Annotated in this window: 18 protein-coding genes; 13 read left to right on the forward strand and 5 right to left on the reverse strand. The window is 71.2% G+C overall.

Going from position 1 to position 24,059, the window contains the following annotated elements:
- Positions 1-393: 393 nt before the first annotated feature.
- Together nrdR and K7C20_RS27410 are read left to right on the forward strand one after the other, a co-directional pair.
- Positions 394-921: a transcriptional regulator NrdR gene (gene nrdR / locus K7C20_RS27405; RefSeq protein ID WP_030088316.1), complete on the forward strand. Its 528-nt coding sequence runs from the start codon at positions 394-396 to the stop codon at positions 919-921.
- 124 nt (positions 922-1,045) lie between these two features.
- Positions 1,046-3,925 carry a vitamin B12-dependent ribonucleotide reductase gene (locus tag K7C20_RS27410; RefSeq protein WP_053208483.1) on the forward strand — a complete coding sequence of 960 codons (2,880 nt, stop codon included), beginning with the start codon at positions 1,046-1,048 and terminating at the stop codon, positions 3,923-3,925.
- Positions 3,926-4,192: 267 nt separating this feature from the next.
- On the opposite strand, the gene K7C20_RS27415 is transcribed toward K7C20_RS27410, so the two are convergent.
- Both K7C20_RS27415 and K7C20_RS27420 read right to left on the reverse strand, forming a co-directional pair.
- On the reverse strand, positions 4,193-4,714 hold the full coding sequence (locus tag K7C20_RS27415) for a TerD family protein (RefSeq protein WP_030078323.1): 522 nt from the start codon (positions 4,712-4,714) through the stop codon (positions 4,193-4,195).
- A gap of 205 nt (positions 4,715-4,919) precedes the next feature.
- The gene (locus K7C20_RS27420) at positions 4,920-5,507 is read right to left on the reverse strand and encodes a TetR/AcrR family transcriptional regulator (protein WP_030078325.1); all 588 of its coding nucleotides are present in this window, start codon (positions 5,505-5,507) and stop codon (positions 4,920-4,922) included.
- Positions 5,508-5,648: 141 nt separating this feature from the next.
- On the opposite strand from K7C20_RS27420, the gene K7C20_RS27425 reads away from it, so the two are divergent.
- The gene (locus K7C20_RS27425; protein WP_030078327.1) at positions 5,649-7,061 is read left to right on the forward strand and encodes an amidase; all 1,413 of its coding nucleotides are present in this window, start codon (positions 5,649-5,651) and stop codon (positions 7,059-7,061) included.
- Positions 7,062-7,129: 68 nt separating this feature from the next.
- Entirely contained in the window at positions 7,130-7,735 is a 606-nt protein-coding gene (locus tag K7C20_RS27430; RefSeq protein ID WP_030078329.1) for a YdbC family protein, read from the forward strand.
- A gap of 12 nt (positions 7,736-7,747) precedes the next feature.
- Here K7C20_RS27430 and K7C20_RS27435 read toward each other — a convergent pair whose 3' ends face one another.
- A complete protein-coding gene (locus tag K7C20_RS27435; protein WP_030078331.1) occupies positions 7,748-8,509 on the reverse strand; it encodes a TetR/AcrR family transcriptional regulator in 762 nt (253 codons plus the stop codon).
- Between the two features lie 84 nt (positions 8,510-8,593).
- Between K7C20_RS27435 and K7C20_RS27440 the strand changes: the two genes are divergently transcribed.
- The 5 genes from K7C20_RS27440 to K7C20_RS27460 all read left to right on the forward strand — a co-directional run bounded on the left by K7C20_RS27440 (position 8,594) and on the right by K7C20_RS27460 (position 13,823).
- Positions 8,594-10,213, forward strand: coding sequence for an ABC-F family ATP-binding cassette domain-containing protein (locus K7C20_RS27440; RefSeq protein ID WP_053208484.1), 1,620 nt, complete (start codon positions 8,594-8,596; stop codon positions 10,211-10,213).
- Between the two features lie 296 nt (positions 10,214-10,509).
- The gene (locus K7C20_RS27445) at positions 10,510-11,169 is read left to right on the forward strand and encodes a histidine phosphatase family protein (RefSeq protein WP_030078333.1); all 660 of its coding nucleotides are present in this window, start codon (positions 10,510-10,512) and stop codon (positions 11,167-11,169) included.
- Between the two features lie 11 nt (positions 11,170-11,180).
- Entirely contained in the window at positions 11,181-12,089 is a 909-nt protein-coding gene (locus K7C20_RS27450; RefSeq protein ID WP_030078335.1) for an ADP-ribosylglycohydrolase family protein, read from the forward strand.
- A gap of 315 nt (positions 12,090-12,404) precedes the next feature.
- Positions 12,405-13,106, forward strand: a complete 702-nt coding sequence (locus tag K7C20_RS27455) for a ribonuclease HII (protein WP_053208485.1) — start codon at positions 12,405-12,407, stop codon at positions 13,104-13,106.
- A gap of 66 nt (positions 13,107-13,172) precedes the next feature.
- Positions 13,173-13,823: a hypothetical protein gene (locus K7C20_RS27460; RefSeq protein ID WP_030078337.1), complete on the forward strand. Its 651-nt coding sequence runs from the start codon at positions 13,173-13,175 to the stop codon at positions 13,821-13,823.
- A gap of 336 nt (positions 13,824-14,159) precedes the next feature.
- On the opposite strand, the gene K7C20_RS27465 is transcribed toward K7C20_RS27460, so the two are convergent.
- Both K7C20_RS27465 and K7C20_RS27470 read right to left on the reverse strand, forming a co-directional pair.
- A complete protein-coding gene (locus K7C20_RS27465; protein ID WP_053208486.1) occupies positions 14,160-14,873 on the reverse strand; it encodes a hypothetical protein in 714 nt (237 codons plus the stop codon).
- Positions 14,874-15,098: 225 nt separating this feature from the next.
- The gene (locus K7C20_RS27470) at positions 15,099-17,264 is read right to left on the reverse strand and encodes a RecQ family ATP-dependent DNA helicase (protein ID WP_030078343.1); all 2,166 of its coding nucleotides are present in this window, start codon (positions 17,262-17,264) and stop codon (positions 15,099-15,101) included.
- Positions 17,265-17,389: 125 nt separating this feature from the next.
- Here K7C20_RS27470 and K7C20_RS27475 point away from each other — a divergent pair, with 125 nt between their 5' ends.
- The 4 genes from K7C20_RS27475 to K7C20_RS27490 all read left to right on the forward strand — a co-directional run bounded on the left by K7C20_RS27475 (position 17,390) and on the right by K7C20_RS27490 (position 23,900).
- Positions 17,390-19,024 (forward strand): DUF4192 domain-containing protein, encoded by a 1,635-nt coding sequence (locus K7C20_RS27475; RefSeq protein ID WP_030078345.1) that lies wholly within the window; start codon positions 17,390-17,392, stop codon positions 19,022-19,024.
- Between the two features lie 215 nt (positions 19,025-19,239).
- Positions 19,240-21,243 (forward strand): glycogen debranching N-terminal domain-containing protein, encoded by a 2,004-nt coding sequence (locus K7C20_RS27480; RefSeq protein ID WP_053210040.1) that lies wholly within the window; start codon positions 19,240-19,242, stop codon positions 21,241-21,243.
- A gap of 48 nt (positions 21,244-21,291) precedes the next feature.
- Positions 21,292-22,056, forward strand: a complete 765-nt coding sequence (locus tag K7C20_RS27485) for an NUDIX hydrolase (protein WP_030078351.1) — start codon at positions 21,292-21,294, stop codon at positions 22,054-22,056.
- 842 nt (positions 22,057-22,898) lie between these two features.
- Positions 22,899-23,900 (forward strand): FadR/GntR family transcriptional regulator, encoded by a 1,002-nt coding sequence (locus K7C20_RS27490; protein WP_063781302.1) that lies wholly within the window; start codon positions 22,899-22,901, stop codon positions 23,898-23,900.
- Positions 23,901-24,059: the final 159 nt, after the last annotated feature.

The following is a 24,059-nucleotide window of genomic DNA, read 5'->3' on the forward strand; positions in this document are numbered from 1 at the left end:
TGTCCTTCCGCCCGGTTTTCCGGCCGCCCGGTGTCTCGGGCCGTCGGTGCGCGGAGGGGTGTGGCGGCCGGCCGCCGCGACCGGGCTGATTCTGTCACCCCCGCCCCGCCGCGCCGCCGCCCGGGTGGCTTCCCGTACTCTCATGGGCGACCGTCCGGCCCGTCGCCGCCGCGACACGCGGTAGGCAGATGTAAGCGCCCCGACACCACATCTAGTGGTTAGATGCGATCGGTTACCCAGAAGTTGTGGTGCCTGGTCTCTCAGGGGGCCGGGAATCGCCTATGCTGGTGACTACTCCGAAGGGCCCGTACGGACCGGTCGGAGGTTATCGGCGTGTGCCGGGTTTGATGGCGTACGTACGTCCGTATATCGAGTGGTGAGGAGGGTGGAGCCATGCACTGCCCCTTCTGCAGGCACCCGGACAGCCGGGTCGTCGACAGTCGCACCACCGATGACGGGACGGCGATCCGCCGGCGCCGCCAGTGCCCCGACTGCTCCCGCCGTTTCACGACCATCGAGACGGCGTCGCTGATGGTGATCAAGCGGAGCGGGGTCACCGAGCCCTTCAGCCGCAACAAGGTCATCGCGGGTGTCCGCAAGGCATGCCAGGGGCGCCCGGTCACCGAGGACGCCCTCGCCAAGCTCGGCCAGCGGGTCGAGGAAGCGGTGCGTGCCACCGGCAGTGCCGAGCTGTCCACCCATGACGTCGGGCTCGCCATACTGGGCCCGCTTCAGGAGCTGGACCTCGTCGCGTACCTGCGCTTCGCGTCCGTTTACCGGGCCTTTGATTCACTCGAGGACTTCGAGGCGGCCATCGCCGAGCTGCGGGAGCAGCGCGAGCAGGGGCCGCCCGGGCAGGAAGGCGGGACCGGCGGGGAGGCCGGCGGGGCCGTCCCCGTGCCCGCCACCGCCGCCGACTGAGCTCGGCGCGCATCCAGGACCTGTACCGGGGCGAGAGCAGGGCGTCCCGGTAGCAGAAAGACATACACCGTGCCACGGAATGAGTGCGCACATATGGGCGTTTGCCCGTATACAGGGAGGCGGCATGACAGAGACGACGAGCGGCCCGGCACGAGGCTCCCGCGCCAAGGGCAGCAAGGCGAGCAAGGGTCTGCGTATCGAGCGCATTCACACCACGCCCGGCGTGCATCCGTACGACGAGGTGGAGTGGACATCTCGCGACGTCGTCATGACCAACTGGCGCGACGGCTCGGTCAACTTCGAGCAGCGTGGCGTCGAGTTCCCCGAATTCTGGTCGGTGAACGCGGTCAACATCGTCACGAGCAAGTACTTCCGTGGTGCGGTGGGCTCCCCGACCCGTGAGGCGAGCCTCAAGCAGCTCATCGACCGGGTGGTCAAGACCTACCGCAAGAGCGGTGAGGAGAACGGTTACTTCGCCTCCCCGGCGGACGCCGAGATCTTTGAGCACGAGCTGGCGTACGCCCTGCTCCACCAGGTCTTCAGCTTCAACTCGCCGGTGTGGTTCAACGTCGGTACCCAGCAGCCGCAGCAGGTCAGCGCCTGCTTCATCCTCTCCGTCGACGACTCCATGGAGTCGATCCTCGACTGGTACAAGGAAGAGGGGATGATCTTCAAGGGCGGCTCCGGCGCCGGCCTGAACCTCTCCCGTATCCGCTCCTCCAAGGAGCTGCTCTCCTCCGGCGGCAACGCCTCCGGCCCGGTCTCCTTCATGCGCGGCGCCGATGCGTCCGCCGGAACGATCAAGTCGGGCGGCGCCACCCGCCGCGCGGCCAAGATGGTCGTCCTGGACGTGGACCACCCGGACGTCGAGGCCTTCATCGAGACCAAGGTGAAGGAGGAGGAGAAGGTCCGCGCGCTGCGCGACGCGGGCTTCGACATGGACCTGGGCGGCGACGACATCACGTCCGTCCAGTACCAGAACGCCAACAACTCGGTCCGGGTGAACGACGAGTTCATGAAGGCTGTCGAGACCGGCTCGAAGTTCGGGCTGCGCGGCCGGATGACCGGTGAGGTCATCGAGGAGGTCGACGCCAAGGGTCTCTTCCGCAAGATGGCGGAAGCGGCATGGGCGTGCGCCGACCCCGGCATCCAGTACGACGACACCATCAACCACTGGCACACCTCGCCGGAGTCGGGCCGGATCACCGCGTCCAACCCGTGCAGCGAGTACATGCACCTGGACAACTCCTCGTGCAACCTCGCCTCGCTCAACCTCCTGAAGTTCCTGCGCGACGACGACCTGGGCAACCAGTCCTTCGACGCCGAGCGCTTCGCCAAGGTCGTCGAGCTGGTCATCACCGCGATGGACATCTCCATCTGCTTCGCGGACTTCCCCACCGAGAAGATCGGTGAGACCACCCGCGCCTACCGCCAGCTGGGCATCGGCTACGCCAACCTCGGCGCCCTGCTGATGGCCACCGGTCACGCCTACGACTCCGACGGCGGCCGCGCGCTGGCCGGTGCCATCACCTCCCTGATGACCGGCACCTCCTACAAGCGCTCCGCCGAGCTGGCCGCGGTCGTCGGCCCGTACGACGGCTACGCCCGTAACGCCGACGCCCACAAGCGCGTCATGAAGCAGCACTCCGACGCCAACGGCGCCGCGGTGCGCATGGACGACCTCGACAACCCGGTGTGGGCGGCGGCCACCGAGGCCTGGCAGGACGTGCTGCGCCTCGGCGAGAAGAACGGCTTCCGCAACGCCCAGGCCTCCGTGCTGGCCCCGACCGGCACCATCGGCCTGATGATGGACTGCGACACCACGGGCGTCGAGCCGGACCTGGCCCTGGTCAAGTTCAAGAAGCTGGTCGGCGGCGGCTCCATGCAGATCGTGAACAACACGGTCCCCAAGGCGCTCAAGCGGCTCGGCTACCTGCCCGAGCAGGTCGAGGCGATCGTCGCCCACATCGCCGACCACGGCAATGTCGTCGACGCCCCGGCCCTGAAGACCGAGCACTACGAGGTCTTCGACTGCGCCATGGGTGTGCGCTCGATCTCCGCCATGGGCCACGTGCGCATGATGGCCGCCGCGCAGCCCTTCCTCTCCGGTGCGATCTCCAAGACGGTCAACGTCCCGGAGACGGCCACCGTCGAGGAGATCGAGGAGGTCTACTTCGAGGGCTGGAAGCTCGGCCTGAAGGCGCTCGCGATCTACCGCGACAACTGCAAGGTCGGCCAGCCGCTCTCCGCCAAGAAGAAGGAGGAGGCCAAGGTCGAGGCCGAGGCTCCGGTGGAGAAGAAGGTCGTCGAGTACCGCCCGGTGCGCAAGCGCCTCCCGAAGGGCCGTCCCGGCATCACCACCTCCTTCACGGTCGGCGGTGCTGAGGGCTACATGACCGCCAACTCCTACCCGGACGACGGTCTCGGTGAGGTCTTCCTGAAGATGTCCAAGCAGGGCTCGACCCTCGCGGGCATGATGGACGCCTTCTCCATCGCGGTGTCGGTGGGCCTCCAGTACGGCGTGCCGCTGGAGACCTACGTCTCGAAGTTCACCAACATGCGCTTCGAGCCGGCCGGCATGACGGACGACCCGGACGTGCGGATGGCGCAGTCGATCGTCGACTACATCTTCCGTCGCCTGGCGCTGGACTTCCTGCCGTTCGAGACCCGCTCGGCACTGGGCATCCACTCCGTCGAGGAGCGCACGCGCCACCTGGAGACCGGTTCGTACGAGCCGTCCGAGGACGAGGTCGACGTCGAGGGCCTGGCCCAGTCGGCGCCGCGGCAGACGGAGTCGGTCACGGAGTCCACCCCGGCGGTGAAGATCGTCGAGGAGGCCGCGGCCCCTGCGCCCAAGGAGGCGCACACCAACGCCGAACTCGTCGAGATGCAGCTCGGCATCAACGCCGACGCGCCGCTGTGCTTCTCCTGCGGGACGAAGATGCAGCGGGCCGGCAGCTGCTACCTGTGCGAGGGCTGCGGGTCGACCAGCGGTTGCAGCTGAGCATGAAGCGGGCCCGCGCGGCTCGTGCCGCGGGCTGACACGGCTCGTGGAAGCGTGGAGGGGACCGGCCGGGCGCCGGTCCCCTCCGTCGTGTGCGGGGGAGTGTTTCAGCGTCCGGAGTGGGGTGCCGACCGAGCGAACGCCCGGAGCATGCGGCAGGTCGCGCCGGTGCAGGCTGGCGGGCCGTCCGTCGGGCGGAGCAGGGGGAGGCGGCCGTATGCCGCCTTCCCCTGCTTGCTGCTGGTTGCCGGGCTTTCGCCTCTCCCGTCAGCCGCCCATCTGCGAGACAAACGCGTCCGGGTCGGTGTCGAATCCGCGGAGTGCGGCGCGGAATCGCCACTGCCCCGCCTCGTCCCGGGTGAATTCGGCGACCCTGGCGGCGGTCGCCTCCGCTACCTCGGCGAAGTCGTTCTCCGCCAGATCGGTGTAGCCCTCGCGGATCCGTACAGCGGTGTTCTCGATGTCGCCGAAGACCTTGCGGCCCTCGCCCTGCTGGATGGCCACGCCCACGACCACCCGGGCGTAGGTGTCGGACAGCCGGTCCAGCTCCAGGGTCATGATCTCGTCGAAGCCGAACCCCTGGCCGGTCCTGCTGTCCCGGTTGAGGGTGATGGTCCCGTCGGGCGACCGGCTGTCGAAGTGCACCAGATAGGCAGGATCGCCGTGCGGCGCATCGGCCGTATACGTCGCCGCGATGATGTCGAGGTCATTGTCCGGCGTCCCGGAGGGGCTGGGGTCCCACTTGAGGGTGACCTCGACCTTTTCGATCCCTTTGTTGAACGTGCTCACCGGGCTTCCCTCCCGTCATCTCCCGGGGACACGGCTCGAACCACGCGGTCACGCGGACAACTCCCCAGGACTTCCCGTTGGCTGACCATCGTGTCACGTCCGGCGTTCCGTAGGGCGGGTGAACTGTCCCTGGTCACATGGGGTTTGCATCCGCACCGAGTGGCTGGAAAGTGCCCCCATCGCCCGTGGGGTCGCAGGGGCCGGCTCAGCGGGCCCGCTCGTCCCAGAGACGGTTGAGGTGGCCGTCCAGTACGTCCAGCGCGGTGCTGGGGGAGAGGTGACCGACCAGGACGTGGGCGGTGAGCCCGTCGGCGAGGGCGAGGAGGGTGCGGGCCGCGCGGTCCGGGTCGGGGGTGTCGCAGGCGTCGGCGACCAGCCGTGCGAACACCGTCTGAAGTCCGGTGTAGTTGGTGCGCAGAATTTCGGCCAGGGCCGGGCTGACGGCGGCCTGCGCCATGAAGGCCAGCCAGACCCGGGCCTCGGCGCGATGTTCCTCCCGGAGCAGCGACACTTCGGCCGCGGCGTGCCCCAGCGCCGAACGGGCCGACTGGGCGGGCGATTCGACGAGCCGGGCCGCCACCCGTGCGGCGATCCGTTCGCCGATGTCACTGAGCGCGAAGACCAGCATCTCCTCCTTGGTGCCGAAGCAGCGCTGGACGGCTCCCATGGACACCTCTGCGCGGGCCGCCACGTCGCGGAGCGTCACGCCTTCCAGTCCGCTCTCGTCGGCGAGTTGGCACACGGCCTCGGCGATCTGCCGACGCCGGCTCCCGTGGTCGACCTGCTTGGGCATGCCCGCACTCCGGTTTATTCGATGCGTACGTATCGGTGACAAGGCTACGATGCCTTTCCGATGCAAGCGCATCGGAAAGGGCTCTTACACGGCCTGCGCGGTCCGGAGAAGGGCCGGCGGAGGCCACGAAATGGTGAGGACATGCGCAACGCGCTGTGGAAGATGACGGCCCGTGCCCAGGCAAGGGCGGTCCGCACCGGGGAGGTGTCGGCGCTGGAGCTGGTCGACGCCCATCTGGCGCGGATCGCCGAGGTCAATCCGGCGGTCAACGCCGTCACCCAGCTCCTCGCCGAGCAGTCGCGGGGCGAGGCGGCGGAGATCGACCGCAGGCGGGCGGCCGGCGCGGAGCTGGGTCCGCTGGCCGGTGTGCCGTTCACGGTCAAGGAGACCACGGCCATCGAGGGCGTGCCGACGACCTACGGCGCGAAGCGCTTGCGTGATTCTGTTGCACGCTCCGATGCGCCCCCGGTGGCGCGGCTGCGCGCAGCCGGCGGCATCCCTGTGGGGCACAGCAACATGCCGACGCTCATTCTGGCCGGTGTCCACACACGCAGCGAGCTGTTCGGGGACACCGCCAACCCCTGGAGCAGCGCGGTCACGCCGGGCGGCACCAGCGGCGGTGACGGCGCGGCCGTGGCGAGCGGCATGGCGGCGCTCGGACTCGGCAACGACTCCGGTGGGTCGGTGCGGATTCCCGCGTCCTTCTGTGGCGTCGCGGGTCTGAAGCCGACCTACGGGCGGTTCGCCGCCGATCACCGCATCGGGCCCGACGACCCCTCCCTCGCCGCCCAGATCCTCGTGGTCGACGGCCCCTTGGCCCGTACGGTCGGCGATCTGCGGCTCGCGTACGAGGTGCTGGCAGGGGCCGATCCGCGTGACCCGCGGGCCGTGCCGGTGCCGCCCTATGGGGATCCGTTGGAGCGTCCTCTCAAGGTGGCGATGGTGACGGATCCCGGAGGGCGCGGTGTCCACCCCGTGGTGCGCAAGGCGGTGGAGAGCGCCGCTGACGCGCTGCGCGACGCGGGGTACGAGGTGAGCGAGGTGGCGGACGTACCGAGACTGGACGACGCCCTCGATGCCTACGGCCGTATGACGCTCACGGAGTTCGCCACCACCTGGCCGCTCGTCAGGCCCCTGCTCGGGGAAGGCGGCCATCGCTATGTCGAGATGGGGATGGCGAGGTCCGGTCCCGTGGAGCTGCCGGATTATCTGCGGCTGACCGGGGTGCGGATGGGCATCCAGCGGGACTGGGCGGCGTTCTTGGACGTGTACCCGCTGGTCCTGGGGCCGGTGTTCACCGAGCCGCCGTTCGCGCCGGGGGAGGAGGTGCGCGACGAGGAGAGCCATCAGCGGGTGCAGCACGCGATGCGGCTGTGCACCGCGACCAGTTTCGTCGGCGTGCCCGCGGTGGCCGTGCCCACCGGGGTGGTGGCGGGGCTCCCCTATGGCGTGCAGCTGATCGGGCGCTCCTACCGGGAAGACCTGTGCCTGGAGGCGGCCGAGGAGGTGGAGCGTCGGCTGGGTGTGCACACACCGATCGACCCCCGGCCGTAAGGAAGTTCGGGCCGGTCGGATGTGACGCGCAGTGATCCCGCCCCGCCCCTGGGCCGTACGATGGCGCGGTGCTGGTCAAGTGGATTCGCCTCACCGTTGTGGACCGTCGAGGGTTCGAGCGGGGGCAGCGGAAATGGGCGGGGCTGCTGGGTGAGCCGGGGTTTCGAGGGCAGGGCGGAGGGTGGAGCCGGGGGCGGCCGGGCGTCGCCCATCTGGTGGCCTTCTGGGAGAGCCGGGCCTTCTATGACTCCTTCATGGCGCGCTCGCACGACCGGCTGGCGGCCTCCCAGGTCGGCACGTACAAGGACGCCCAAGTGCGGCTGTTCGAGCACGAGTTTGATGTGAAGGTGGGCTTCCGTCCGTCGTTCGGTGAGGTGGACGTCCTGCGGCTCGCGCACTGCCAGGTGTACCAGGACCGGGTGGATCACTTCATGCTGATGCAGGAGAAGGTCTGGAACCCGGCGATGGCGGGTTCGCCGGGCATGCTGCGGGGGATGCTGGGGCGGGCTCCGGGGGAGGAGTTCTTGGTGCTGTCGATGTGGCAGTCGGCGGCGGAGCGGGGGAAGTACCGGCCCGAGAGAGTGGAGCGGTTGGCGCTGCGGGCCCAGATAGCCGCGGATGTCCGGGCCATCGCGGGCGATGTGGTGCAGCTCGAACCGTCGTGGACGGTGTGACGGGCGGCGCGGTCAGGGGGCTGCGCCCGAGGCGCCGTCGACCGTACCGCCGGTGGTGAACGCCCCGGCGCGGGCGGCGGCCAGCGTCACGGCCACGGCCTGGTCGGCGTGGGTGTTGTCGACCGGCTCCCGGGTGATGAACAGGCGGAAGAAGAGCGGCGCGGATACGGAGCGGACGAGCGCGCCGGCGTCGATGGTGCTGCCCGGGGCGGCGCCGGAGGCGGTATCCGACGGGAGGGCTGCCGGGGTGCCCTCCGCTGTGTCGGTGTCCGGGGCACCCGGCAATTCCCCGCGCCCAACGGCGCGTTCGACGAGGACCTCACAGCGCGCGAACCGCTCGGCGTAGTAGTGGCGCAGTGCCACGGCCGCCCGTTCCGACTGGAAGGCGGCAGCGATCATCGCGGAGCCCGACACGGCTACCGCGGGGTCGGTGAAGGAGGCGACGACCTCGTGGGCCAGAGCGCGCAGATCGCCCTCCAGGGACCCGGTGTCGGGCGGGAGCCAGCTGTCCTCGCCCGCGAGGTCGAGGGCGTCCGCCACCAGGCCTTCGACGTCCTTCCAGCGGCGGTAGAGCGTCGTCTTGTGCACGCCGGAGTGCTCGGCGACGTACTCCACCGTCAAGCCCGGATAGCCGTGCTCGGTGAGTCCGGCCAGCACGGCGTCACGGACGGCGGCGCGGGTGCGGGCGGTGCGGCCGCCGGGGCGCCGGGTGCCGGGGGTGGGTGCGGACTCACCGGTCTCGCGGCGCTTCTCGTGTGCTGTCTCCTCAGGCAATTGCAACTCCTGTTGTGTTAGCGAATTTCGTGTGCCATCATCATCGTAATGCGACATGGGTTGCATTTGTGTGGAGGAGGATGATTGCCCACTCAGATCTCGTTGCGCGACCTCACCAAGTCCTACGGGGACCGGCTGCTGCTCGACGGTGTCTCTTTGTCGATACGCCCCGGCGAACGCATCGGGATCGTGGGGGAGAACGGCGCCGGAAAGTCGACCCTGCTGCGCATCCTCGCCGGATTCGAGCAGCCCGATGAGGGGCAGGCGGTGGTCCGTGCCGACGGCGGCATCGGCTACCTCGGCCAGACCCCCGGCCTCCCGCCGGACCACACCGTCCAGGACGTGATGGACGCCGCCCTGGCCGACCTCAGGGAGATGGAGCGTCGGCTGCGGTCGCTGGAGAGCGGGCTCGGCCATGCCACCCCGGGCAGGCTGGAGGAGTACGGCGAGCTGCTCACCGTCTTCGAGCTGCGCGGCGGCTACGAAGCCGATGCCCGCATCGAGAAGGCACTGCACGTCCTGGGGCTGGCACGGCTGGCCCACGACCGGCCCCTCGGCGGCCTCTCCGGCGGCGAGCAGGCCCGGCTGGGCCTGGCCTGCCTGATTGCCGCCGCCCCTGAGGTCATGCTCCTCGATGAGCCCACCAACCACCTCGACGCCGAAGCCCTCGACTGGCTGGAAGATGCCCTGCTCGCCCACCGGGGCACCGTCCTCGCCGTCTCGCACGACCGGCTCTTCCTCCAGCGGACGGCGACCGCGATCGTCGAGGTGGACGCCGACCGCCGGAGCCTCGTCCGCTACGGCGGCGGTTACGGCACTTTCGTCGCCACCAAGGCCGCCGCCCGCCGGCGCTGGGAGCAGGACCATGCCGGGTGGTCCGAACGGATCGCGCAGCTCACCGACTTCGCCGCGGGCGGGGCACACAGCGTCGCCCGGGGCCGGGCCATCAAGGACGGCAACAAGATGGCGTACGACCGGGACAAGGGTCGCGTCCAGTCATCCGTGTCCAGCCGCGTGCGTCATGCCCGGGAGCGACTGCAAAGGCTCCGGGAGAATCCGGTCGCCAGACCGCCCGAGCCGCTCCGCTTCCGGGCGGCACCGGGAATCGGCGAGGCCGAGGGCACCCTCGTGCGCCTCGAAGGGGTGCGGGTCGCGGACCGGCTCGCGGTGGACTCCCTCACTGTCTCCGCCGGTGACCGCCTGCTGATCCACGGTGCCAACGGCGCGGGCAAGAGCACGCTGCTCCGTGTCCTGGCGGGGGTCGTCCCGCTGGACCGCGGGACGGTGCAGCGACGAGGGCGGATCGGCTTCCTTGCTCAGGAAATACCGGTCTCCCGTCCCGCCGAGCCACTGCTCGCCGCGTTCCGCCGCGGTCTGGCCGGGAGCACCGAGGAGCTGACCGCCCTGCTGCTCTCGTTCGGCCTGTTCCGCGAAGGTGACCTCCATGTGCCTGTCGGGGCGCTCTCGGCAGGTCAGCGGCGCCGGCTCGCGCTGGCCCGGCTGCTGGCCCGCCCCGCGGACGTTCTCCTGCTCGACGAGCCGACCAACCATCTGGCGCTCGCCCTCGTCGAAGAGCTCGAAGCGGCACTCTCGGCATGGCCCGGCGCCCTGGTCGTCGTCTCCCACGACCGCCTGTTGCGACGACGCTTCGGCGGCCGCCCCTACGAGATACGCGACGGCCGCCCGGCCCTGGTCACACACTGACCGGCCCCGGCGGCCGGTCACCACGCCGTACCCGTGGGGGCCCGCCTCGGTCCGTGAGAAGCGAACGGGAAGGACGGCGCCGGCCTCGCCGGGGGCGGTGGACCGTCTTGATGCGCTGGTCAGGCCCTCACGTCGGCCGGTAGCGGAGCGGACACGGGGCAGGGGCGGCCGGCAGAAGCAGTCGATGACGACGCAAGGAACAACGCACGGCACAACGGAGGGAACGGGGTGCGAGGACAACGCCGTGATGACAGCCGCGTGCGGCATGTACAAAGCAGGAGATTTAGGCTGGCGGCATGGCCCGGCCCCGTCGCATCGTCCTCATCCGCCATGGAGAGTCGGTGGGGAATGTCGACGACACCGTGTACGAGCGGGAGCCCGATCATGCGCTCGCGCTCACCAAGACCGGGCTGTGGCAGGCGAAGGAAGCCGGTGGCCCGGTGCGCGAGATGTTCGGCGACGAGCGGATCTCCGCCTATGTCTCGCCCTACCGCCGCACCCACCAGACCTTCCGGGAACTGGGCCTCGATCCGGCCAGGGTCCGGGTGCGCGAGGAGCCCCGGCTGCGCGAGCAGGACTGGGGGAACTGGCAGGACCGCGACGACGTGCGACGGCAGAAGGCCTACCGTGACGCCTACGGCCACTTCTTCTACCGCTTCGCCCAGGGCGAGTCCGGAGCAGATGTCTACGACCGGGTCGGGGCGTTCCTGGAGAGCCTGTGGCGCAGCTTCGAGGACCCTAACCACCCGCCGAACGTCCTCATCGTCACGCACGGTCTCACCATGCGGCTGTTCTGTATGCGGTGGTTCCACTGGACGGTGGCCGATTTCGAGTCACTGTCCAATCCCGGCAATGCGGAATGGCGCACCCTGCTGCTCGGCCCGGACGGCCGATACGCCCTCGACCGGCCCTTCGAGCGCTGGTGTGAACCCGAGCCTTATGGCGCCACCGGTTAGAGTGCACAGCGATGACCCCCGACCACCGTGACGCAGACCGCTGTGCGCGGGCTCTGGCGAGCCTGCGCGGCCTCGCCGTGGGTGATGCCCTCGGATCCCAGTTCTTCGTCCCCGCCCATTACCCCTCCCTCAAGCGCCGCGAGCTGCCTCCCGCCCCCTGGCAGTGGACCGACGACACCGAGATGGCCTGCTCGGTCCTTGCGGTGCTCACCGCCCATGGCCGGATCGACCAGGACGACCTCGCCCGCTCCTTCGCCCACCGCCATGACTTCGACCGTGGCTACGGACCGGCCGTCAACCGCATGCTGCGGCTGATCCGCGAGGGCGGCGACTGGCGTGAACTGGCCTCCGGACTCTTCAACGGTCAGGGCTCGTGGGGCAACGGCGCCGCCATGCGCATCGCTCCCCTCGGTGCCTGGTATGCCGACGACCCCGAGCAGGCCACCCACCAGGCGGAGATCTCCGCCTACACCACCCACCAGCATCGCGAGGCCGTCGTCGGTGCCATGGCCGTGGCCGCCGCGGCCGCCCTGGTGGCCGACCCGACCCGCGACACCGGCCCCGAACAGCTGCTGGACGGCGTGCTGGAGCTGATCCCGCGCAGCGCCGTACAGGCCGGACTGCGCCGGGCCCGCGACATGCTCGACTACGCCGACTCCTCCACCGTCGCCGCCGTCCTGGGGTGCGGACGACGCACCAGTGCCCACGACACCGTGCCCTTCACCCTCTGGGCAGCGGCCCGGCATCTCGGCAACTATGAGCGGGCGTTTTGGACCACGGCTCAGGCGGGCGGCGACGTCGACACCACCTGCGCCATCGTCGGCGGCATCGTCGCCGCCGGTCGCGCGGGCAGCCCGCCCGAGGCATGGCTGGACGGCACCGAGCCCCTCCCGTCCTGGGCTCCAGCCCTCGCCGGCTGACCGCAGTCGTCCGTCTCACCCGCTGCCCTCCCCGCCCGCCGTGTCTCGGCCGCGTCCGTCCGCTTCCGTCTTCCCGGCATCCTTCAACGGGCGGCACCGGGCAGCGACTTGACCGGGTACGGTCCGCGCGGGGCAAGGTGACGGCGGCGCCCGGTTCCGGCCTCGCGCGGTCTCGGCCTGCCTCCGCATACCCATCGGTAGCGGAACCGGCCGGTCCCGTTGGCGTCCCGCTCACACGGTCGCCGACGCCGTTGGCCACCAGGTGGGGATCCGGTGCGGACGGCTGAGCCGAATAGGCGTAACCTTGCTGGCGCCATGCCGTACGAGCCCCCCACCCATTCCGTCGAGCGATCATTGCGCGCCACGACGGGCGCCAAGATCGTTGCAGGTATCGACGAGGTCGGGCGCGGAGCGTGGGCCGGTCCGGTCAGCGTCTGCGCGGCCATCACCGGCCTGCGCAGGCCGCCCGACGGCCTCACCGATTCCAAGCTGCTGACCCCCAAGCGCCGCACCGAACTGTGCGAGGTGCTCGGCGCATGGGTCACGTCGTATGCCCTGGGGCACTCCTCGTCGGAGGAGATCGACGAGCTGGGCATGACCGCGGCTCTGCGGCTCGCGGCCATACGCGCCCTGGAGGCGCTGCCGGTCCGGCCGGACGCGATCATTCTCGACGGCAAGCACAACTACCTGGGCGCGCCATGGCGGGTCCGCACGGTCATCAAGGGTGACCAGTCCTGCATCGCGGTCGCCGCCGCGTCCGTGATCGCCAAGGTGCGGCGCGACGCGATGATGGCCGAACTGGGCCTGGTGTACGCCGACTTCGACTTCGCGGCCAACGCAGGCTATCCCTCGCCGACCCATCGCATCGCCCTGGAGGAGTACGGTCCTACGCCGCACCACCGAGTGTCGTGGTCCTACATGGACGCCCTGCCCCGGTGGCGGCATCTGAAGAAGGTGCGCATCACCCCCGAAGCAGCCGCTCTGGAAGCCGGTGGCCAACTCGGCTTCGATTTCTGAGCGGTGCGGACATCAATTCGGTACCCGATGACATGTTCCGCACTTACGTTTGATAGACATCCCTTTATGCCTCTCTTCCCCGAGGAGCCTCAGATTCACGAGAGTGTCCCGGGTCCCCGCGCAACTCCGGCCGCCGGCCGTACCGCGCCGACCCCCCGTCCTGTTCCTGGTCCCGGTCCCCGCCCCGCTCCGCCGCGTGGCGCTCCCGCGTCCAGTGTCCGTCCGGGCAAGCCCGGACCTGCTGCCCCGCCGCGTGGGCCTGTCGCCGCTCCGCCGGCGCAGCGCACCAGCTCCCCGCCGCCGTCCGCCGGCAAGACCGGCACTGCCGCGGGAGCGCAGCTCCAGCTGATCCCGGCACCCGTCGACGGCGCCATCGACGCCGCCGACGAGGCCGTCGACCTGCTGCTGGACTCCGGGCGTGCGCCGAGCGACATCCTGGTGCTGACCACCGGTGAAACGCACCCGTGGGCAGCCCATGAACTGTCCTTCGGCGAGGCGTCCTACTGGGCCCAACACGACGCCGCGGACGACGTGTTCTACGCGGACGCGGGCGCCGAGCGTGCCACTGGCCGGCCCGTTGTCGTCGTCGCCGTCAACGGCGGTACGGACGAGGTCACCGCGCAGGCACTGCCCGCGGCGATGGCCCGTGCGGGAGCGTTGCTGATCGTCTGTGGTGACCCGCAGCGGATCAACACCGTTCTCGGTACGGCCGCCTGACCGCTGCCGGTTCGCAACAGCCCGTCGGCCCTGGTGGCCGTCGGGCTCGCTTGCGCTCCTGCTGGCTTGCGCTCCTGGAAGGGCCTCGATCGGGCTCCCGCACGGACCTTGCCCGCGCTCATGCACGGACGAGGTTCGGGCACCGGGTGCTTCGGGCGGGGGCACGGCTTCTGCGGGCGGTTTGGGCACTGGTCGGAGCGGCCTGCCCGTGTGCCGGCCGGAACGCTGAGTAGCTGGAACGCCGAGTCGGCTGGTCGGCATGTGCCGTAGCGCCGAGCGGGGTGGCCCCGCATCATCTGCCGGTGCCGGAAGCCGGGCGCACATCCGCCCGGTCGTTCAGCGGGCTGCCGTGCGCCGATGGGCTTCCGGGGCGCCGCCTCCCGTGCGCCGTGGCGCCGACCGGTGCTGAGTCACGGGAACAGCCGCGGCCGTACGTGGCGAATCCGGACGTGCCGCCGTGGTGCGATGCGTCTCCATGCGTCCGGCACCCGTGCGGCGCGATGCGGTGACCGGCTTGTCCACGGAGGACGTTTTCGGGCGGCGCCCGCCCCGGCCCTCTCCCAGTACCTGCCAGCGGTCCGGGGTCAAGGTGATGTACGCCCCGCAGCGGAGCCCGTGCAGGGTGCAGGCGTCGCGCAGCCCCCACATCCATGCCCCGTCCGTCTCCGTCCAACGGGGCTCGCCCTCACGGCAGTAGAGCAGCACCGCGGTCCGGACCGGGGCGCGCAGCCGCAGGTCGTGCGGGATGACCCGGCGCAGATGCGCCAGCAGTACATTGCGGAACTCCCAGCCATCGGGAGCGGCCGTGCGCTCGGTGAACGAGGCGCTGGCCGTCACCCGCTCGTGCGTGTCGAGCACCGCGACGACGGCCGTCGACGGCACCGGCCGATGACGGTCGTGCAGGCCGGCGACGACCTCACGGGGATTGCGCAGCAACGGGATACCGGCCGAGGCCCATTCGGCGGGCTCCAGCATCCGTCCCAGTCGGGCGGCGGGGTCGGCGGACGCGGGCGGGGGCACCTGCTGGGGCGGGGCGAAGCCGAAGGTCACGTTCCTCCCATCGTCTACGCGTCCGCACGTCGGGCGGCGGCCGGGCGCGGGAGCGCACCACGACATGGCCCTGCCTGACCACGGACGGCCGGTATGGGGAAGCAGCTCTAATTCTCGCGGTCGTACAGGCATGCGGCAACGGGCGATTCCCGCCCGCGACCGGAATCGACCAGGGAGCGGCAAATGTCCCTCCCCGGCGCCGCGTCGGGCTGTGCCGTACTCCTCCTAGCCCTGTACGGCGAGAACCAGCGGAAACACCCCCTCCGCGCCCGCCCGGCGCAGCAGCCGGGCAGCCATGGCCAGCGTCCAGCCGGTATCGGCGAAGTCGTCCACCAACAGCACCGGGCCGCCCGCCGACGCCAGAGCCTGCGCCAGCTCCGGCGGTACGCTCAGCGAGCCGTGCAGAGCCCGCAGCCGCTGGGCGCTGTTGCTACGCGGAATCCTGCCGTCGAATCCGTCGTCCGCCGAGGTCACCGCGCCCAGGAACGGCATGCGGCCGACCGCGGCGATCCGCTCGGCCAGTGACCGGATCAGCTGCGGGCGGCTGCGCGAGGAGAGCGCGACGACGCCCACCGGGCGGGCCGGTGCATCAGCCGCACCCGAGGCCCAACCACCCGGCCCCTTGGCCCAGTCGGCGAGCACCGTGACCACGGCGGCCGCCACATCGTCCGGAACCGGACCGTCCGGAGCCTGCGGTGCGAGCATCGGCCGCAGGCGGTTGCCCCACCCGATGTCGGAGAGCCGCCCCAGGGCCCGGCCGGTCGCGGCCAGCTCACCTGCCGGGATACGCCCCTTGAGGTCGACGCCGACGGCCGGCAACCCCGTGGGCCACATGCGCCGCGGCTCCACTTCCACGCCGGGCCGTCCCAGCTCGCCGCGCGCCGCATCCAGCGATGCGGCGGACACCTCGGTGGTGAACCGCCCCCCGGCGCAGTTGTCGCAGCGCCCGCACACGACGGCCGCCTCGTCGTCCAACTGCCGCCGCAGGAACTCCATCCGGCAGCCCGTTGTGGTGGCGTACTCCCGCATCGCCTGCTGTTCGGCCTCGCGCTGACGCGACACCCACGCATAGCGCTCGGCGTCGTACGACCACGGACGGCCGGTGGACGTCCAGCCACCCTTGACGCGTTGCACGGCGCCGTCCACGTCGAGGACCTTGAGCATGATCTCAAGGCGCGAGCGGCGCAGTTCGACCTGCGGCTCCAGGGCCGGCAGGGACACCGGCCTGCCGGCTGCCGCAAGGACGTCCAGGGTCCGCCGCACCTGCTCCTCGGGCGGGAACGCCAGTGACGCGAAGTACTTCCAGATCGCCTCGTCCTCCCGCCCGGGGAGCAGCAGGACCTCGGCGTGCTTGACCCCACGGCCGGCCCGGCCCACCTGCTGGTAGTACGCGATGGGGGACGACGGCGAGCCCAGATGCACCACGAAACCCAGGTCGGGCTTGTCGAAGCCCATGCCCAGCGCCGAGGTCGCCACCAGCGCCTTGACGCGGTTGGCGAGCAGATCGTCCTCGGCCTGCTGACGGTCGGCGTTCTCCGTCTTGCCGGTGTACGAGGAGACCGTGTGCCCCCGCTGGCGCAGGAAGGCCGTGACCTCCTCGGCGGCGGCCACGGTGAGCGTATAGATGATCCCCGAGCCCGGCAGCTCGTGCAGATGGTCCGCAAGCCAGGCGAGGCGGTGCGCGGCGTCCGGCAGCGGGAGGACGCCCAGGCTCAGGCTCTCCCGGTCCAGCGGCCCGCGCAGCACCAGCGCCTCGGTGGAGCCCTCGCCCGTCCCGAGCTGCTCGGCGACATCGGCGGTCACCCGCGCGTTGGCCGTGGCGGTGGTGGCGAGCACGGGCACACCGGGCGGAAGATCGGCGAGCATCGTGCGCAGCCGCCGGTAGTCCGGACGGAAGTCATGGCCCCAGTCGGAGATGCAGTGCGCTTCGTCGACCACCAGCAGACCGGTCGCCGCCGCGAGCTTGGGCAGCACCTGATCGCGGAAATCGGGGTTGTTGAGCCGCTCGGGGCTCACCAGCAGGACATCCACGTCGCCGGCCGCCACCTCGGCCTGGACCGTGTCCCATTCCTCGGTGTTGGCGGAGTTGATCGTGCGGGCGCGGATGCCGGCCCGCGCGGCAGCCTCGACCTGATTGCGCATCAGCGCGAGCAGCGGGGAGACGATCACGGTCGGGCCGCTGCCGCGCTCGCGCAGCAGCGCCGTCGCGACGAAATAGACCGCGGACTTGCCCCAGCCCGTGCGCTGCACGACCAGGGCGCGGCGGTGGTCGGCGACCAGCGCCTCGATCGCCCGCCACTGATCCTCGCGCAGCCTGGCCTCGCCGCTGGGATCCCCGACGAGTCGGGTCAGGACGGCATCGGCTGCGGCACGCAGATCTTCGTTGCTCATGCCCCCATGCAACCCGATGCCACTGACAACGCGCGAACGCCCGCCCGAAGCTGTGGATAACCTCGTCGCCCGAGAGTTATCCACAGGGGTCGCGGAGCGGCGGCCGACCGCGGGATCTTCGAGCCATGAATCCGCACAGCGAACCGAGCAAGCGCCCCGGCGACATCCCCTCCACCCCCACGACCGTCACCCCTCCCGCAGCCAACCCCCCGAACTCTCCTCGCTCTCCCCACGCACCGAAGCCGCAGGCCCCCGCCGACCCGCCCCGCTCATCCGGATCCTCCGACCCCACAGTACCCATCGACCCCCATGGCCTCTCCAGCCCGCCCGGCCCCGAGAAAACCGCCAACCCCTCCAACCCCTCCAACCGCGGCGCCTCCTCGCCCACGTCCCGCCTCACCGGCTCCGCAACCCCGTCCCGCCCCTCCCACTCCTCCACCCGTGCCGACGCGGCCGAGGCCCAGCCCGCCGAAGCCCAGGTCACCCTGCGCGGCCCGGCCGAGCTCGCCGACGCCCTGCCGTATCTCATGGGTTTCTATCCGGACGACAGCATCGTGATGGTCGCGCTGAACGGCGAGCGCGGACGCTTCGGCGGCCGGGTCAGGCTCGGCATCCCGACCGACACCGCGCAGTGGCCCGATGTCGCCGATCAGCTCGCCGAGTGTCTGATCTCCGCAGGTCAGGAGCGTGACGCCCGACCCGCGGCGATCATCGTCTACCTCTGCCAGGAGCCGGCGGCGGGCGAGAGCGGCAAGGACGTCAAGGACCGCCTCCGCCCGCTCGCCCAGCGGCTGCGCACCGCCTGCGGCACGCTCGACGTACCGGTCCTGGAAGCCCTGTGCCTCTCCAACGGCCGCTTCTGGTCCTACTGCTGCCCCGACTTCCGGTGCTGCCCGGCGGAGGGCACACCCATGGTCATGCCGGGCACGTCCGTGATGGCCGCGGCCGCCGCCTACGCGGGAATGCAGGTGCGCGGATCGCTCAAGGAGATGGAGGCCAGGCTCACGCCCCGCACCGGGCCGCGGGCTGCCGAGCAGGAGAAGGCGCTGGACGCGGCCGCCGGCGCGCTGGTTCCGCGCATGCTCCGGCGGGACGGCGCGGCAGCCGTCCGCCGGGACACCCTCGACCTGGCCGGAGCCATGATCCACCGGTTCCGCCAGGACACCCCCTCGGGCAGCAACCGGGCCAGGGACGCCTGCGACGACGCGCTGATCACCGATGCCGAGGCCGCCGATCTGATCCTCGGCCTCCAGGACCGGGTCACCCGTGACCGGGCGGCGGAGTGGATGGATGGCCCCGCTGCCGCGCCGGCCCTTCGGCTCTGGCGTGCCCTCGCCCGCCGCTGCGCCGGCGGCTTTGCCGAACACGCAGTGGCACCGCTCACCCTCGCGGGCTGGGTCTGCTGGTCCACCGAGGACGGACCCTCGGCGCGCGTCGCCCTCAGCTGCGCCTTGGCCATCGACCCCGACTACACCTTCGCCCAGCTGCTGCACCGCGCCGTCAACGAAGGGCTCGACCCGGAGCCGTTGCGCCGGTGCCTGCGCGAACAGAACCGGGAGGCGGCCGACGAACCCCAGCCGGCCGCCCCCGCGCCCGACGCCAAGGGCACCCGGCAGCCCACGAAGCGCCCTGCGCCGACCCGCCCCGGGCCGGCCGCCCGCCCGCGGGGGCCGCGCGGTGGCACGGGCCCCGGTAGCCGTACGACGGACGGGCGTGGCAGGCGCCGGGCCGGGCGCGACGGCGACCGGAGCCGGCGGTGACCGTGCCGGCGCTGCGCGGCCGGCGTGACCTGTGCGCCGGCCGCACCGTTCACCTGAGTGGAGCAACCCGCAGGGAGCCCCGACCTCACCAGGGAGCGCAGAGCGTGCCAGGCATCGTCCCCACTACTCAGCCGACCCGCCGGCTGCCCGGAGAGCGGCGCCCGGCGCCGCCCCGGGCCCCGCAACCCCAGCCCGTCCACTCCTCACTCGTCTGTGTGGCCCTCCCGGCCCTCGCCGTATCCCCGCCGTCGGGGCAGTTGACCGGCCACGGCACGGACGGCTTCTACCGAGACGGCCGAAGGGTCCTGTCCCGCTGCGAACTGCAGGTCGCGGGCGATGAACCGCTCATCGTCCAAGGGCGGTTGACCGGCGCGGACCGGGCCCGGTTCATCGGGACGATCCGCAGGGCCCAAGAGCGCGGGCCGGACCCGGAGATCCGCATGGAGCGGCTGCGATCCGCCGACGGCACCGAACAGATCACGTTCCACAGCAGTGCCGCGCGGCCCGTCCGGCTGCCGGTCGAGATCCGGCTGGGCACGGACCTCGCGGAGCTCGGATCCGTCGCCGTCGGACTCCCGGGACCCGAACTACGGGCCGCTGTCCACGGCTCCGGGCTTCGATGGTCCGGTACCGGTGTGCACGCGGTGGTGTCCGCGACGCCCTCGCCCGAGGACGTACTGGCCTCGCCCGGCCTGTTGCGTTGGGAAATCGACCTGCCGCCCGGCGGCCACCGCACCATCGAACTCCGCGCCGCACTGGAATACGGGACCGGCGGCCCGGGCAGCCCCTCGGGTCACCACCGGCATCCGGTGGGCGTCCGTATCCCCGGCCCGCGCACAGGGGCGTTCACTCCGCGGACACGCAGCGACCGGCCGCCGCGCCCCTGGACAGCGGCCCGGCTGGAGTGCGACGACCACCGAGCTGACGCCCTCATGGCGGGCAGCCTCGACGATCTCCACGGCCTGGTGATGCGGGACCCGATTGCCGCTGCGGACATGTACGTCGCCGGCGGATTCCCTTGGCGCTGCGGCCTTGCACCGGTCGAAGCGCTATGGGCCGCCCGGATGCTCCTGCCCCTGGGCACCAAGCTCGCCGCAGGCACGCTGCGCGCGCTCGCCCGTAGCCAACAAGCCGCGCCAGGGGCGGATTTCGGCCGAATTCCCGGCGCTCTCCGGGACGCCGGGCCACATTTGCCGCCGAGCTGCACCGGCATCGAGGCAACTCTTCTGTTCCCCGCCGTTCTCGCGGAGGCCCGCCGCTGGGGCCTGCCCGAACAGGAGACAGAACGGCTGCTGCCCGCCGCGGAGCGCTGCCTGACATGGCTGAGGAGGGTCACCGACCCACCGGGCAGCGGCCGCGGCGGCTATGTCCCCGATCCCGTGCCCGGCGGACCGTACCGCTGCGAAACCCAGGCCCACGCCCATCGCGCCGCCCTCCTGGGCGCCGATCTCCTCGACGCCTGCGGATCATCCGACGCGTCGGTGTTACGGGACTGGGCCGCAGGACTGCGTCTCAGGTTCCGCAGAGACTTCTGGCTGGAGGACCCTGCGGGCGGCCGCCCCGCCGCCCTGCTCACCGCCGACGGCCGGCCCGTCCCGCACCTCGGCTCCACCAGCGTCCATCTCCTCGACACCGGACTGCTCGGTGGCGGGGCCTCGGCCCCCGGACTGCTGGACGCGGCACAGACCGACCAACTAGCCGGACTGCTGGGCAGCCCGGCCATGGACTCCGGATGGGGCCTGCGCGGGCTGAGCGCCAAGGAGAGCGGCTACAACCCGTTCGGCCACCGCAGCGGCGCGGTTCGCGTCCACGAGACGGCGATCGCCGCCGCGGGTCTGGCCGCAGCCGGCCATGAGCAGGTGGCAGGTGCCCTGACGAGAGGCGTCCTCGACGCCGCGGAGAGCTTCGGGTACCGCATCCCCGAGATGTACGCGGGCGAGCAGCGCTCCACCGGCGGCGCTCCCGTACCGCACCCGGCGGCCTGCCGGCCCGCTGCCGTGGCGGCGGGCGGCGCAGTGCACATACTCGTCGCCCTCGCGGGCCTGCGCCCCGACGTCCCCGCCGGGACGGTCTCCGTGCGGCCGCTCGCCACGGCCCCGCTCGGCGCGATGCAGCTCACCGGCCTGAGCGTCGCGGAGCAGCCGTTCGCCGTACGGATCAGCAGACTCGGCATGGGGATGGTGGAGACGGCGGCGGACGGCCTGCAGCTGGGTTCGTGAGGTGCTCCAGGCCTGTTTATCGTCAGGCGGACGACTATGATCACGCCCATGCCTCCCTACGACCCGTCGGCTTTCCCGCCCTTCGCCGTCACCGTCGACCTGGTCGTGCTCACCGTGCGCCGCCACGCCCTGTGCGCGCTGGCCGTACGTCGTGGTGAGCCGCCGTTCCAGGGCCGCTGGGCCCTGCCGGGCGGATTCGTCCGGGCCGATGAGGACCTCGAGGAGGCGGCAGCCCGGGAGCTCGCCGAGGAGACCGGTCTGCACGCCCAGTCCCCGGCGGGCCCGTCCCCCGTGTACGGCGCACACCTCGAACAGCTCGCCACGTACGGCGACCCCAAGCGGGACCCCCGGATGCGGGTCGTCAGCGTCGCGCACCTGGTACTCGCTCCCGACCTGCCCGCTCCCAAGGCCGGCGGCGATGCCCACAGCGCGCGCTGGGCATCCGTGGAGACCCTGCTGGAGCAGGATGACACCCTCGCGCGCGAGGGCGAGCTGGCGGCCCCGCTGGCCTTCGACCACGCCCAGATCCTTGCTGACGGCGTGGAGCGCGCCCGCTCGAAGATCGAATACTCCTCGCTCGCCACGGCCTTCTGCCCGCCGGAGTTCACCGTGGGCGAGCTGCGCCGCGTGTACGAGGCGGTCTGGGGCGTTGCCTTGGATCCCCGTAACTTCCACCGCAAGGTGACCGGCACCCCCGGGTTCCTCGTGCCCACGGGAGGCACGACGACGCGTCAGGGCGGCCGCCCCGCACAGCTGTTCCGGGCAGGGGGAGCGACGCTGCTCAACCCGCCGATGCTGCGCCCCGAGGTCTGAGTCCGGACAGGGCCACGGCACCGCGGGCGCTGAGGCTCACGCGCAGTGGCCCGACGAACCATCAAAATGGAACAATTGCGAGAAATGGGACACATGGCGGTACTGTGGCCGGGTGAGTCCCTTCGTATCCCTTGTAGTGTCCGACCGGCCTCACGCCCCGCCGAGGGGCGACGCCTCGCACCGCCGAGCGGTCCGATTTCCTCCGCGGCCCGCAGCCTGCACACGACCGCCGTCGACGCCTCCGGCTGCGCGGCGCCGCTCGCCCCTGGCTCCGGCCCGCTAGCGACCTGTACGGCCCGTTGCCTGCCTGCCTGCCTGCCTGCCTGCCTGCCTGTCCGGACGACGGACCGATCGCCTCTGCGCTGCCTCCCTCGGCTCCGTCGTCGCTTTCGGGACGGAGTCTGCCGCCGGCTTATCGAGTGCCCTGTGCTCGCAGTCAGTTGGGTGGGACCGCAGGCCCTCACGGTCGGACCGGTTTATTGGCCGTCGGTGTATTTCTTTCCACCGCACCGGGATTGTCGGCGAGCTCCGCTGCGGCGCTTCTGTCGAGGCCGTCACCTGCCGTCCGGTGGCCGCGTCAAGTGCCCGTTCGGAATCGACCAAGACACATCTGTTCATGATGCGGTGCGCACGCCAACCCGTAGGCGGCGCAGGGGTGTTGTCGCCGACCCGTCTGGCCAGCGGATATGTGCCCGCGGCGCTTCCCGGCTTCTTCTGCTGATCGAGTAAGGCATATATTTTGGCGCCCTGTTGTTGTGGCCGCTGTCCACAACTCGCCATGGAGAGCGCATTTCTTTCCGATAAAGCGTCAATTCAGGGATGGGGGGCGATCACCCTTTCGTGTGCTTTTCACCAAAGACCTCAAGGGTGTTCAGGGTGTCGCCGACAAAAGATGCGTGAGTACCCTTGCGCACACCATGATGACCGCGGCTCGCCCCGGCGACACCGGCCTCGCAGGCCCGGGCGAGCTTGACCGCTACCCCTACGCCAACGCCGCCAACGCCGCGAACGCCAACAACGCAGCCGGCCACGACCGTGCCGAGCGCGTTTCGCAGGTCTGGGACAGCTCCGAGGCCGACATCGGCCGGGTCGGCCGTCGCGCGGCCGGCAGCCGCGGCCGCGGCCTGCACGGCCAACTCGTCCAACAGCTCGGCCAGATGATCGTCTCCGGCGATCTCGGCGCCGACCGTCCGCTCGTCCCCGAGGAGATCGGCCAGCGCTTCGAGGTATCCCGCACCGTCGTCCGTGAGTCGCTGCGCGTCCTCGAGGCCAAGGGCCTCGTCAGCGCTCGCCCCAATGTGGGCACCCGAGTGCGCCCGGTAAGCGACTGGAACCTCCTCGACCCCGACATCATCGAATGGCGGGCCTACGGGCCCCAGCGCGACGACCAGCGTCGCGAGCTCTGTGAGCTGCGCTGGACGATCGAGCCCCTCGCCGCCCGGCTCGCCGCCGGCCACGGCCGTGAGGACATCCAGCAGCGGCTGGCCGACATGGTCGAGATCATGGGCCACTCCGCCGCCCAGGGCGACACCATGACCTTCTCCCGTGCGGACGCCGAGTTCCACTCGCTGCTGCTACAGCTCGCCGGCAACCGCATGCTCGAGCACCTCTCGGGCATCGTCTCCTCCGCCCTGCATGTCTCCGGCGGCACCGCCGGCGGCTGTGAGCGACCGGTCGAGACGTCCGTGGGCCAGCACATGCGGGTCGTCGACGCCATCGGCTCCGGCGATGCCACGGCAGCCGAGTCCGCGATGCGCCAGCTCCTTGCCGCCCATGGCGAGATCGTGGGCCAAGGCTCCGGGACGCCCGTGGACCACGTCGTCCCCGCGCCCCGCGAGCACTGAAGGTCCGTACCCGACCGCGTACGGACCGTAGGCGCCGCGCGGCCCCCGTGCCCTGCGTACCCCTCGGGCAGGGCAGGTCGTACGCGGCGAGGCGCACACACATCGCCGGATCCGGGTCGTCGACCGGATCCGGCGACAGGTCTTGGAAGGGTTGCATGT

This window comes from Streptomyces decoyicus, assembly GCF_019880305.1.
GTDB classification, from domain to species: Bacteria; Actinomycetota; Actinomycetes; order Streptomycetales; family Streptomycetaceae; genus Streptomyces; species Streptomyces decoyicus.

Bases quoted from the DNA above. Each gene is read 5' to 3' on its own strand.
- nrdR (WP_030088316.1), top strand. From the start codon at position 394: ATGCACTGCCCCTTCTGCAGGCACCCGGACAGCCGGGTCGTCGACAGT.
- K7C20_RS27410 (WP_053208483.1), top strand. From the start codon at position 1,046: ATGACAGAGACGACGAGCGGCCCGGCACGAGGCTCCCGCGCCAAGGGC.
- K7C20_RS27420 (WP_030078325.1), bottom strand. From the start codon at position 5,507: ATGCCCAAGCAGGTCGACCACGGGAGCCGGCGTCGGCAGATCGCCGAG.
- K7C20_RS27425 (WP_030078327.1), top strand. From the start codon at position 5,649: ATGCGCAACGCGCTGTGGAAGATGACGGCCCGTGCCCAGGCAAGGGCG.
- K7C20_RS27445 (WP_030078333.1), top strand. From the start codon at position 10,510: ATGGCCCGGCCCCGTCGCATCGTCCTCATCCGCCATGGAGAGTCGGTG.
- K7C20_RS27450 (WP_030078335.1), top strand. From the start codon at position 11,181: ATGACCCCCGACCACCGTGACGCAGACCGCTGTGCGCGGGCTCTGGCG.
- K7C20_RS27455 (WP_053208485.1), top strand. From the start codon at position 12,405: ATGCCGTACGAGCCCCCCACCCATTCCGTCGAGCGATCATTGCGCGCC.
- K7C20_RS27460 (WP_030078337.1), top strand. From the start codon at position 13,173: ATGCCTCTCTTCCCCGAGGAGCCTCAGATTCACGAGAGTGTCCCGGGT.
- K7C20_RS27470 (WP_030078343.1), bottom strand. From the start codon at position 17,264: ATGAGCAACGAAGATCTGCGTGCCGCAGCCGATGCCGTCCTGACCCGA.
- K7C20_RS27475 (WP_030078345.1), top strand. From the start codon at position 17,390: ATGAATCCGCACAGCGAACCGAGCAAGCGCCCCGGCGACATCCCCTCC.
- K7C20_RS27485 (WP_030078351.1), top strand. From the start codon at position 21,292: ATGCCTCCCTACGACCCGTCGGCTTTCCCGCCCTTCGCCGTCACCGTC.